Source organism: Nitrincola sp. A-D6, assembly GCF_000764495.1.
Lineage (GTDB): Bacteria > Pseudomonadota > Gammaproteobacteria > Pseudomonadales > Balneatricaceae > Nitrincola.
This window is the reverse complement of record NZ_JRLB01000060.1, coordinates 1-11,856: the sequence shown is the minus strand read 5'-3', so window position 1 is coordinate 11,856 and position 11,856 is coordinate 1. Positions and strand designations below refer to the sequence as shown.

Sequence of the window (11,856 nt, the reverse complement as noted above, 5' to 3'; positions counted from 1 at the left end):
CAGGGGCTAGATGGGCCGTTATTAGCCCGACCTATCCCCGATACCGAGCCTGATGGCTCATTCGGTGGGCGCAGCACGCCGCGGGGTGTGGCTGTTTCAGCTGTCGGCGATCTTTATCTTGCTGATCCAGCGGGTGGACGTATTCTTTACACCCGGGCCAGCCTGCCTCCGGAGGCGGCGGTCGACAGCGATATCGCACCCTTTGTGCCGCTCTGGTTCTTCAAGGAGCCGCCGGAAGCGGATCATCCACTGAACCTGTCACAGCCTGTTGATCTGTGTCTGGTGCCAACTGATGTACCACCTGGCGCCTTTGGGGATTGTCTGGTAATTGCCGATGCTGCGCGAAAGCTGTTGATTTGGCTTGATCGGCGCCAGATTTTGACTCGCCATGTGTTGTCGCTTCCAGGTACCCCGATTTCCTGCGCATCTGGTCCTCAGGGCAGATTGCTGCACTACTCGAACTCGATCAGTCGGATGATACGACTGCGGACGATCTTGAACCCTGTAGTCCTAAACCGAGTCGTCTTAGGCTGGCGCTGATCAGTCAAGGTCAGATCATAACGGCACCACAGACTGTACCTAAGGGTGTGCATTCGGTCATCGCACTGGTGGATGGTCGCTTCCTGCTGGTCGGGCAGGAAACACTATGTCTGGTTGCATCATCGGGTCGTGTTATAGCCATAGAGGCGCCACCGGATGTGGCGCTTATGTCACCAGGCTTTTCTGTGCTGGGTGAGGTGTTGCACCTGTCTGGGCTGTGTGAGCGAATGGACAGTCTGGCTTACCCGCATATTCCACTGGATCGTCATGGCCAACTTTTGGGTAGCGCCTTCGCTCTGGTTGCTCGTCCTCGTCGTTTGCCCCGCCCACGTGCCGGGCGCTGGCTGTCGCAGCGTTTCGACGGAGAGGCACGCGGTTTCCCCTGGGATCGTATCAGTCTTGATCTAATGGTACCGGCACAATGCCGTTTGCTTGTTTCAACCTATGTGTCAGACATCGCCCATGAGCCTAGTGTGCTGGAGTCAATGCTGGAGTGGTCCGCGCCTATGGTGTTTGAGTCAGACTCGCCTGCTGAATTTCTGGTGCAGCATAACAAGGGGCGCTATCTCTGGTTGCGTATCGAAGCGTTTGGTGATGGCAGCAACAGCCCGCAAATCAACGGTATCGATATTTTTGGTCCGCGCGATAGCCAGCTTGCTCTGCTCCCGGCACCTTTTCATCAGGACCCTGTGTCAGCCGATTTTCTCGACCGGTTTTTGAGTCTTCAGGATGGTTTTCTACGCGAGGCGCTGGTTGCTTTTGCACGCATGGGCGCCATCCTGAAGCCAGAGGCCACGCCGCACGACTTTCTTGACTGGCTGGGTGGCTGGTTCGACTGGCGCTTTCTGTCCAGTTGGGACAGTGACACGCGACGTAAAATGATCGCGCAGTCGATTGGCTTCTTCGCAGAACGCGGCACTCTTGCCGGGTTGGAGCGATTGCTACGCTGGCATACGGGTTTACAGGGGCCGTTGCCGCGAGTGATTGAAGAGTATTGTCTGGCCAGGGCGATTAGCGCCGGCGATCCGGGATTCCTCGGTGGTGAGTCGTTGACGCTGGAGGCGGATGGAGCGCATAGATTCTGTGTGCTGATGCCTGACACTGTTGTGCCAGATGAAGCGGCTCGTGAGGCCCTGGTCCGGCTGATCACTGCGCAAAAGCCAGCGCATACGCTTTTCCGTTTGATTGTCATCACCCCCGGCGTTTTGCTCGGTCAACAGGCGCGACTTGGTGTGGATGCCATCTTGCCCGATAGCCGTCCAGCACCTCTGGGTGAGGGACGCCTGGATGGGGAATTGCAGACCGTCGCTGCCTGTTGAGGCCCATCAGGCGCACTTGATACTACGCTATTACGAAGGAGACCGGACATGCCTAAAGATATGGATCTGATTCGAAACGCCCCCGGCGGTGACTGCGCGCCCTGCGGTCTTCATGAACCCCGCCGCAATGCTTTTTACGATGGTAAGATGCTCACGGCCCGGGATCTGACTGCGGAACAAACCTATATGACGGCGATGCGGCATCTGGGAAATATGCTGCTTGAGGGCGAAGGTACGGTCTGCGGCCTCAAGCTTGAACAGCACCCTAATGACGGCTGTCGTGATACGCATATTATTTTGCGGCGAGGCATGGCGTTGGGCTGTTGTGGGCAGGAAATCCTTGTGCCTGACGATACCTCGATCCCGGTTCGGGAAATGATCGAGGCTGATCCGGATCTTCAGGAAGCCTTAAGCGAAGGCAGCGCCGATCTGTTGGTCAAACTCTGCCGTGAGGACCGCGCAGCAGAAATGGCACCGGTGCTCATTTCGGATTGCTGTGCGGATGGCTCCGGGCAATTACCCGGCCGCATTGTCGAAGGCTTTGGGATCCGCCTGAAAGCGGTGGCTGCAGGCAGCGAGGCCTTAGAACGGCAGGTTATTCAGCCTGAACTCAAATGGACGCACTCCATTAACACCGGAGATGAAGTCCCCACAGCATTGGCCATTGATGAAGAGTCACGCATGGTTTATGTGGCCAGTTCGATCGACGACAGCGCGTTTCTGCGTGGCTATGATATGGCAACACAAACACACCGGCTGACCCTTATGGGGTTAAGCGAAATTCACTCGATTGTGGCCCCGACATCAAGCCGCTGGCTTTTTGTTGCTGGTCTTACAAGCGAAGGGAAGTCAGTGATCCGGTTGTATTCACGGAGGCCTACACCTGCTCACGAGTCTGAACCTGAACGAGAATTCCGTATTCCCGATTTTGACACCAAAGCGGTAACACAGTTGGCAGTATCTGCCGTTTCCGGCACGCTGGTGGCATTGTCGGTTACGGATGATGGTGAAGCCTTTCTAAACGCCTGGGTGGAGGACGAGTTGGCAGATGACCCGCCGAAGCCGTCTATCACCCTAAGTGGGCGTGCGAGTACACAAACGACAGTTATGCTGCGTGCCGGATGCCGGGCAATCGATATATCACCCAACGGGCAGACCCTTGCCTTTCTTCTGCCAGGCGGCGGCGATGGTACTTTATTCGTCGCGCCAATGCATCGCTTGACTGATGGCAGCCTTGACGCGATTGCCGGGATAGCCGCACAGGTTAACAGTGAGGATGGCGGCGATCTGACTGACAGGTTTGCGCAGGCGTCATCCCTGGGTTTTTCTTTTGATAGTCGGGTGCTGCATATCGCAGGCCGGGTGAACGATGTTGATGACAGAGGTTTCTACGCACGCCTGACTTTAACCGAACAGGAAAAAGAACTTATTCACACCGGGCGAGGGGCTACTTTTGCTTTGTCTGAGACCCAAGCGGTGCTGCCCGATCTTCATATTGCGCCAGATGAGCGCTGGATCTATATTTCCAGCGCTACGGCGCAGGCTGAAGAGGATGGTTTTCTGCATGTGTTCGCCACGGAGCCTGCGAAACTTCCAGGGGCTGCACCTGCAGAGCTCGATCCGGTACGTACGTTACCTCTGCATGCGCACCTGACTGCTGGCGTTATGAGTCTGCGTGGTAGCCGGATTTATCTTCCCGGCACTGAGGCTGGTGATGAAGTTGTCCATGGTCGGGTGATGCTGATTGAGATTGCCGAAGCTGATATCGCGGGCCTGTTCGAGGCATCCATCGATGCTTGTAGTCAGTGTGAAAACGACTGTTGCTGCGTAACGCTGGGCCATTTACGTGGTTATGTCTGGCAGCCTGATTTCCGGCCGCGCATCACTGATCCGGGTGAAGGGGGGGAGGTGGAAATCGACACACTGACCCACCGTAAGCTGGTGCCCTCGAATGTGACACTGATGCAGGCAATTCTCGAAATTGCTGCCCGGGGGATCGAAAGTGGCCCGCCGGGTCCACGCGGTGAATCTGGAGCTATCGGACCTGCAGGACCAGGTGGATCCGCTGGACAAAACGGCGACATAGGCCCTCCAGGCCCTGAAGGTCCACAAGGCCCTGCGGGTGAGGCTGGTCCTCAAGGTATTCAGGGCCCACAAGGACGACAAGGTCCACAGGGACCACAGGGTCTGGCTGGCGATGCGGTCAAGCCTGATGCGTTCCATTTTGTGACGAGCAGATCATGGAATACAGGGCAAGTCTTCACCTTGTCCGAACTTGTTGAGAGCGTCGGGGGGCTGGAAATTCAGCTCAACCAGGCGATCGAAAACCCTGAGGTTCTGACTGTGCCTGTCCAGGAAGGCCGTCGATCTGTACATCATCATATGTCAGGTGTTTTGGAAATGCGGGTGCAGATTTTCCAGGGTGGCTGGGATATCGATAAAAAACAATGGCTGCCTGATCTGCATAGTGCTCGAACGCTGCCGTACTGTCCTCACTTCGCCGATCCTGGTGAACTGGTGAAAGACGGGCGTATTCTTCTCCCCGTGATGCCACTTTGGCACTATCTGATGCAGTCTGAAATCGGGCGCGCCCGGCTGGATATTCTGTTGCATGGTGTCTGGCTTCGCAATGAACAAGGGGTTCCGTTTTGTGGTCGGGATGATCTGGATCCTTCATCACCGCTGGCTGGGTTCGTTGGCACAACCTGGCGCAGCTTTATTGAAATTCAGCAGGGGTGATTGTCATGGCTGATATCATTTCTCCCATTCCACTGCGTCCAAAATGGCTGATCGCCAACTTATTGCGGCGGCTGACCTGACCGCCGAGCAGCGCTGGCAAGATGCACAACTTATGCGGCTCAGGCGGTTGGCGCTGGGTTGGGGTGTTGTGGCCGGGCTTGAGGTTTCGGCAAAGGGCGATGGCATCGTCATAGCACCCGGCTACGGAATCACCGCCGCCGGGTCCGAGGTCTACCTGCCAGATAAGTTTTACTGGTCTGGTTTGCCCAAACGGATTGCCAAAACCTGCGGTGACGGCAGCAACCCCTGCAGTGATCCGACGGAACGTAAAACAGAGGGTAGCCCTGCCTCTGGTGCCTGGCTGGTATTGGTGCCACAGCCTGTAGAAAGCTGTCCCCGACCGACTGTACCAGAAGGTTGCGCTCATCCCGGCAGTGCTTTCGCCTATACGCGCCAGGGCATGGGGTTGATACCTGAACTGCGCTGTGAACTGCCCGAGCATCTATTGCGACAGTTACCGGATTGTAAGCGGGTCAAGGCCTTTCTTGAGGATGCTCCAGTGCCCATGCCGGAAATTGAGGATGATATTCTGCCACTGGCATGGATATCCTGCGATAAAAAAGAGCAGGTTGCTATCGAGATGGAGCGGCGACGCAAGCTCCTGCCGCTATCCCTGCTGCAGGATATGATTAGCTGCTGTAACTGCACAGAACCTGTGATGCCAGATCCGGAACCCGAACCAGAACCGATTCCGGAACCTAAACCGGATGTTGGTTCCGCTTGGGAAAACCCCCATAGTAGCCCGATAGGTAGACTGATTGAGCAGATTGAAGACGCACTACCTGATGGATCCAGGGATTTTGAACTCTCGTTTGCTGAAATCTTTGCTGAAGACAGAAGGTTCGAGGTTTTTCGTCGCAATGTGAAGTCCGATAGCGAGATCAGGCGTAATTTTGCAGCAAGTTTGTTAGTGCACGATAAAGATACTCTGAGCCATTATTTATCGGGAAATCATACGGCCCTGCTCAAGGCAATAGGGTCAGGAAATCTGCTGTCCCGAGGTGAAATACCCGTGTCGGGCCGCCAGGATAAGCTCACGCTTGCCGTGGTATGGCAGCGGGGTAAACATGGTTATGCCTCGGTTCAGTCGGAGTATTTCGATGTGACTGGAAAGGAACTTGCCAGGCTTGAACCGGCCTCCATTGCAGAGCGATTTGAACAGGTCAGTTTTGCGGACATCGCTGCACTTGATTGGTTACGTCGTCGAATCATCGACCTGTCGGAAGATCGATGAGCGTTGCACTCGACATAGCCAGTGCAGGTATTGCTGCAAGACTGGCCGGGCGAGAGGCCGATAGCGCGCTGCTTGATCGCTGCTTGCAGACAATGCTGCGTGAAAGGGTGCTGCCTCGCGTGGCTGCTCAGTTGGGTGAGGCCGTTTCTGATGAGACTATCCTGTGCCTGTTGGATATTGATCTGCATTGTCAGATGACTCTGCAAGAGGTTGTGTCGGGTGCAGGAGCTACCCTATGGGCTGACCAACTTGCCAGCCTGATCGTTGCAAAACTTAATCAGGGAGATCAGGTCTGGCGCTTCCAAAACCGCTGGGATTATCTCGCGACTTACTTACGTTGGCGGCTTGGACTGGTTGATCTGCCTGGTGTGATTTTCGCTGAAGTGGGTTCACTTTCGCTGTTGTCGCCGCGCCAAGCCTGGGTTGAGGCTTTGCGTAGCTGGCCGGAACTTTGGCGCTGGCTCGCCCCTGGTGGGGTGACAGCTGTGCGCAGGCTGTTGCGCGCACTTTTGTCACAGGGTGGGGCTGTCGCCGTGACAGAAATTTTTACCGCGGCACTCGCCGCGGATACTGAGGCTGAAGGGGCTGGGTCACCGGAAACACTGCTGGTTGTGCTGGAAGCTTGTCTCAATCCGATTTTACAGCCTTCGCTCCCAGTCTTATGCCGGGGCAAGACCCTATAACTGAGGCGGCATTTTTCGTGTCCTTGTACCTGGGCCCTGAGCTTGCCCATTCCCCGGTGCGGGCGGGTCTTATACTTGCATTGCTGGCGAAGGCCATAGGCGCAGAAGGGCATGGGGATCCGAAACCACGGCGTCTGTTCCAGGCAATGAGACAAGCGCTTGCGGAGTGCCCGGCTCCGGTACGCACCCTCGCACAAACATTGCTTGCGACGCTTGGACGAACCCGTCGTGGCCGCACCGTATTACGGGATCTGGCTCTGACCTTGCGCGCCGCCTGGCCTGCGACAACTCCGGATACCGCGTACAGAACGCCGATAGATAGCGAATCAGAACAAGTAGCGGAGCGGTTTAATAAAACGGATCACGACGATGCTACGCAACTGCGTCGGCTGATCTCCCTGTTGCGGGCCTGTGTCTGCTGTTACCTTTTCTGGCAGAAAACCGGATCGCCCGTGGTTTTCCTGCAGCTGTCCGGCTGGCTGCGCTGGTACGGCTGGCTAGGGGTGGTCCGGTTGAGCAGCCAGAGGATGACCCGCTGCTGCGCGCAATTGCGGGTGTTGATCCGCCAGAGACACCATCGTCTTCAGTCTCCAGCCGGCCTTCGGGAACGGACCTCTTGTTTGTTGCTGCTGATCGACGTGAAGCAATTGAGTTGGCTCCACCCGGTCAGGCACGTCTTGCACTCTGGCTTGAAGCGCGGTTTGCGGCCAGTTTGCCGGGATTTTCGACATCGACACGTGGATTTCTTGCAGCGCAATTCTGGCATCAAAGTGGCTGTCTGCAGCTGTCTGATGAACACGCGATACTTGAGTTGAATCCATTGCCCTTATCCGTTGTTTTGCAACTGGGTGGTTGTATCGGACCTGAGTTGTGTCGGCTGGACTGGTTGCAAGGCCAGAAGCTGAGTATCCGCATTAAGGAGGTGCCATGACACATCAGCACCCAAGCTATCTCAGTGATGAAGCTTGCTTACGCGACCGCATCGGCCTGGTTGCTCTGCGTCTGTCGATTGAGGTTAACCGTATGCGGGCGTTGCGTGGTGATGGGCGTGAGGACCGTTTTGCCGGTGTGCTGATGCGCGACAGGGATATTGCCGCGCTCTGCGCCGATCTTATTGCAGAGCCCTTGCCCGATACTGAAGCGCTGCTCAGGCGACTTTCAGAGGCTGAATTGCAGCATGCTGCGCTGTGTGAGTCTCTCCCTAATCTGCCGCTTGTTGAACGCCTGGCACCGCTTTATGGTTTATCACCCGCTGAGACGCAGGTGTTTTTCATCTGTCTTGCCGTTGCAATCGATCCACGCCTGGGCCGGGTACTGGCTTATTTGCAGGAAGATATGGCGCGGCCTTTTCTGACCCTGGGTCTTGCGCAACGTTTGCTGGGTAATGTGTCTGGTGGTGGGCTTACCGCGTTATGGCCTGCTGTGTCGGATGAGGGGGGGTAATCCGGCATGGTCTGATCGAGCGGGGCGATGGGCCAACTGCTGATGCGGCCTTACGTGTCCCGGATTGGTTGGTGCGTCTGATATTGGTTGGACCGGATTCGATTGATCGCATGGATCAATTACCGTTGCCATCGGAATCAGCTCCAGCACCTGATGGTCCGCTTCTGATCGAGTCCGACACGGCGATTGATGCCTTGATCACACTGGGTCTCGTCGGACCCATCTGGCTGTCGCAGCCAGGTGAGCTGCAGCACACCCGTAAATTTGGCATTGTGGCGGGGTTGTTTGGACAGAGGCAGGTGATCTGCGATTCCGATGCCCTTCCATCTGAGCAGAGACTGGCACTGATACACAGTCTGGGGCGTCATTCGATATTGATTTCGCGCCGTCCGGCGCTCTGGTCAGGTTTTGGAAAGAAAATGCGTAGGCTGCGTGCAGTTGCATCCACGCAAGCCGATCGACAGCACTTCTGGCAAGCCCTTGTCGGACCTGCGCTGAACCGTGCTGATCTTGCGCCGCTACTGGCCGGAGAGCAGAGCACGCCATTGATCAGGTTGTGGCGGCTGGCGCAAGAGGCCGTGGACGTCACGACATTGGAGGTGTTGTTGCGACATGAACGGTCTGAGCCGATGCAGGGGCTGGCCGACCGGATTCCCCCACGCTTCAGTTTCGACGATCTGGAATTGCCTGCCCGAAGTCTTGCTCGCCTGCGTGGCTTTGCTGCCCGCAGAGCGAGCGAGGCACAGGTATTGGAAGATTGGGGATTAGGCGCTGCGCTGGGTGCCGGGCGCGGCGCCATTGCCTTGTTTTTGGGTCCATCCGGCACGGGTAAAACGATGGCGGCCTCGGTCATGGCGCAGGAGGCGGGTCTCGATCTTTGGCGTATCAACCTTGCCACGACCGTGAGTAAGTATATCGGTGAGACAGAGGCGAATCTGGATCGTATTTTCCGTGCGGCCGACAGGGCTGAAGTGATGCTGTTCTTCGACGAGGCTGAGGCCCTGTTTTCCAAACGTGCGGAGGTGAAAGAAGCCCGTGATCGCTATGCCAACATGGAAATGGCCTATCTATTACAACGGATTGAGGACTTTCGTGGCATGGCGGTGCTGGCCTCCAATATGGGTACATCGCTGGAACCTGCGATGCTGCGCCGCTTCGACCTGGTGCTGGAATTTACATTACCTGATACAGCTACGCGGCGCAGGCTTTGGTCCCGGATTGAGACATCGAGTGTGCCGCTTGCCAGTGATGTAGATCTTGATCTGCTTGCCGGGCGGTTTGAGCTTGCCGGCGGGCACATACGTCAAGCCATCCTGTCGGCGGCACATGAAGCTGTCGATGAGGGTCAGGTAACGCAGATGCATCTTTTGCGTGCGGTGGCGCGGGAATATGTCAAGCTGGGTCGCCCGCTGCGTAAGGAGGATTTTGGTTCAAGTTTCGCACAGATGCGAGGTCAGCCATGACTGCCCCTGTGCCAGATCGTACCCGTCAGGATGTTCAGGATACGCCCGCACCTGCCACCAGTCCAACTCCTGCACCGGACTCCGCTCCCGGTGCAGGAGTAATCGAAGAAGCGGCAGGCTGGATAGAGGACGAAGGTGCCTTTGTGCTCCCCCTGGGGGCTGGGGTACGGCTTGGCTCTGATGTATTGGCAGCGAAGCGCGGGCTGATATTCCGCTGGAGCTTCTGCCTCCCCTGCCTGGCCTGACGGTGACTGAGGCCAACTTCAATCGTAATGATAGTCGTAAGATGGTCGAACTGCGTGGCACAACGGCTATCCCACTGGTGCGGGAGACCCCTTATCGGCTGGGTTTTGCCCGCGATGGCCGACCTTCGGGCTTCAATGTACGGACGCATTTGGCGATTGACTGGCTCGACAATCCTGAGATGCGCATTGCCTGGTCCCCTGATGGCGGGTTGTCCACCACTGTCACTGTACCTGCGGTAAAATTTGTTCCTTCTGCCGTGCGCCGCCGGGCGCAAACGGAGGGGGATTTAGTATTGAGTCTGAGCGAAGATCGCCTAGCCGCCGATATCGACACGCGATTTACTTTGCCGGATCTGGTTGAAGGACGTTTTCAGGGAGCTTTTGCGTCCGATGGACTATCGGCAGGTGTGCAACTGACCAATAAAGCGGAGTGGTTGGGTGAGGCAAGTGCCGAAGGCTCGGTGAGTGCTGATGGCAGCTTGTCGGCACGGCTGGAAAAAACGGCGGGCGAATTAGTCAGCCCTGTACCTGGTTTACGCTTTACGGGTGGGCGTTTTGCCGTAACGCTTGAAGGTGACGGCGGTCTGGGCGGTAGTGTTAGCGAACTGGGTATGGAATATGGCGGCATCGCGCAAACACAAGCCAGCTTCAGTATTGCCAATGGTGCCTATGCTGGCAATGCCGTACTTAATTTGAGTGTACCGGGCCTATCGGAGGCCTCTGGTCAGATTGCTATGGCCGACGGGAAATTGTCAGGCTCCTTCACCTTGGGTCGTGATAGCTTTCCCGAGGGGCTGCCGCTTGAAAATGGTTCCATTACCGGGCGGATAGGAGAAACCGGTGCACTGTCTTTTTCTGGAAGCGTAGGGATTCGTCTTGGACCTGCAGGCCGGGGTGAATTGCAGGCCAGCTATGAAGAGGAGGGCGGTTTTTCTATCGGTGTAACCCTTGATCTGGCCATTCCAGGGCTGCAGACCGCTCAGTTCACCATCGTCTATGACGGCAGTGATATCACTGGCGAGGGGGAGTTAGCCGTCGATCCCGAACTCTTGTCTGGTATTGAAGGCGCGGTCAGTGTTACCTATACCGAGGGGCGCTGGGCCGGGGAAACGACGCTGGGTTATTCCGCTGATAATGGCAAACTGTCGGGCGAGATTACGGTCAGGGTCCGACAGGCCGAGGATGACAGTCTCAAAGTCTCTGGCGATGGTGAGGTTATGGCTCAAATCGCCCCGCGCTTGCAAGGAACCCTGCGTGCTGAGATTAAGGAAGAGGGCGGTATAGATATTTCGGGTGAAATAGTCGTTACCGAACCGCTGGAAATGTTCCCGGAGGCACGATTCGAGCGGGAGTTGGTGAATATTTCGCAGAATATTCCGCTCTGGGCGATTCTGGTTGCTGTGCTGCGTATCCGTGCAGGGGTGCGAGCGGGTGTCGGGCCGGGCGTATTCCGCGATATCCGTGTGACAGGCTCCTATAGCATCGGTGAGGAGGGTGAGCCGAGCTTCGCCATTACCGGTGAAATGTTTATTCCTGCCTTTGTTGAAGGCTATGTCGGTTTTGGTGCCGGACTGGGTGCATCGGTTGTGCTGGGCTCGCTAACGGGTGGCATTGAAGCCATGGGTACGGCGGGGATCTATGGTGCCATCTCGGTCATTCCCGAATTGGCCTATGAGGATGGAGATTATTCCATTGAAGGGGTCGCTACGATGGCGGCTGGTGCCCGGCTTAAACTCAGCTTGAATGCCTGGGCTGAAGTAGAGGCGCTCTGGGTTACGGTGTGGGAAAACACCTGGGAACTGGCTAGCATCACTATGCCTGTCGGCCCCGATCTGGGGTTGCAGGCGAATATGAGCTACACCTTCGGTAGCCCGGAGCCACCCAGTCTGGATTTTTCGACCTCAGATATAGATACCGACAGACTGATTCAGGATGCCATGCCCAAGGATAGTCCGCCTTCGACCGGTACGCGTGAGGCGGTACGCAACGAAGCTCGCTGGCAGGGTGCGCAACGGGCAGCGGGTCCGGAGGCGAATGCTGTACCCGATGAATTGGAAGCGCAGGCTAATGCGCAAGAAACCCCGCCTACCCCCACCCCAGGCACGGCGCCTGACGGGCCGGGTGCGCCGC

At 56.8% G+C, this 11,856-nt stretch carries 10 protein-coding genes; all 10 read left to right on the top strand.

Annotation, left to right across the window (positions count from 1 at the left end):
- On the top strand, window positions 1-540 hold a 540-nt coding region (locus tag LH51_RS20855), incomplete at its 5' end, for a hypothetical protein (protein WP_036522160.1).
- Window positions 541-587: 47 nt separating this feature from the next.
- Entirely contained in the window at window positions 588-1,859 is a 1,272-nt protein-coding gene (locus LH51_RS10705) for a phage tail protein (RefSeq protein WP_036522159.1), read from the top strand.
- A gap of 48 nt (window positions 1,860-1,907) precedes the next feature.
- On the top strand, window positions 1,908-4,598 hold the full coding sequence (locus LH51_RS19230; RefSeq protein WP_052063672.1) for a hypothetical protein: 2,691 nt from the start codon (window positions 1,908-1,910) through the stop codon (window positions 4,596-4,598).
- Between the two features lie 43 nt (window positions 4,599-4,641).
- Window positions 4,642-5,892: a hypothetical protein gene (locus LH51_RS10695; RefSeq protein WP_036522158.1), complete on the top strand. Its 1,251-nt coding sequence runs from the start codon at window positions 4,642-4,644 to the stop codon at window positions 5,890-5,892.
- Entirely contained in the window at window positions 5,889-6,575 is a 687-nt protein-coding gene (locus LH51_RS10690) for a hypothetical protein (protein WP_036522156.1), read from the top strand. Before LH51_RS10695 ends, LH51_RS10690 begins: the two co-directional genes overlap by 4 nt.
- A 616-nt stretch (window positions 6,576-7,191) precedes the next feature.
- A complete protein-coding gene (locus LH51_RS10685; RefSeq protein ID WP_036522155.1) occupies window positions 7,192-7,506 on the top strand; it encodes a hypothetical protein in 315 nt (104 codons plus the stop codon).
- The gene (locus LH51_RS10680; protein ID WP_036522153.1) at window positions 7,503-8,018 is read left to right on the top strand and encodes a hypothetical protein; all 516 of its coding nucleotides are present in this window, start codon (window positions 7,503-7,505) and stop codon (window positions 8,016-8,018) included. Before LH51_RS10685 ends, LH51_RS10680 begins: the two co-directional genes overlap by 4 nt.
- Window positions 8,019-8,089: 71 nt before the next feature.
- Window positions 8,090-9,481 (top strand): ATP-binding protein, encoded by a 1,392-nt coding sequence (locus LH51_RS19225; RefSeq protein ID WP_052063671.1) that lies wholly within the window; start codon window positions 8,090-8,092, stop codon window positions 9,479-9,481.
- A complete protein-coding gene (locus LH51_RS10670) occupies window positions 9,478-9,726 on the top strand; it encodes a hypothetical protein (protein WP_036522152.1) in 249 nt (82 codons plus the stop codon). Before LH51_RS19225 ends, LH51_RS10670 begins: the two co-directional genes overlap by 4 nt.
- 2 nt (window positions 9,727-9,728) lie before the next feature.
- Window positions 9,729-11,856: hypothetical protein (locus LH51_RS10665; RefSeq protein WP_036522151.1), on the top strand; the 2,128-nt coding region annotated here is incomplete at its 3' end.

Excerpts from the sequence above, each read along its gene's own strand:
- LH51_RS19230 (WP_052063672.1), top strand. The coding sequence starts at position 1,908 with ATGCCTAAAGATATGGATCTGATTCGAAACGCCCCCGGCGGTGACTGC.
- LH51_RS10695 (WP_036522158.1), top strand. The coding sequence starts at position 4,642 with ATGGCTGATCGCCAACTTATTGCGGCGGCTGACCTGACCGCCGAGCAG.
- LH51_RS10690 (WP_036522156.1), top strand. The coding sequence starts at position 5,889 with ATGAGCGTTGCACTCGACATAGCCAGTGCAGGTATTGCTGCAAGACTG.
- LH51_RS10680 (WP_036522153.1), top strand. The coding sequence starts at position 7,503 with ATGACACATCAGCACCCAAGCTATCTCAGTGATGAAGCTTGCTTACGC.
- LH51_RS10670 (WP_036522152.1), top strand. The coding sequence starts at position 9,478 with ATGACTGCCCCTGTGCCAGATCGTACCCGTCAGGATGTTCAGGATACG.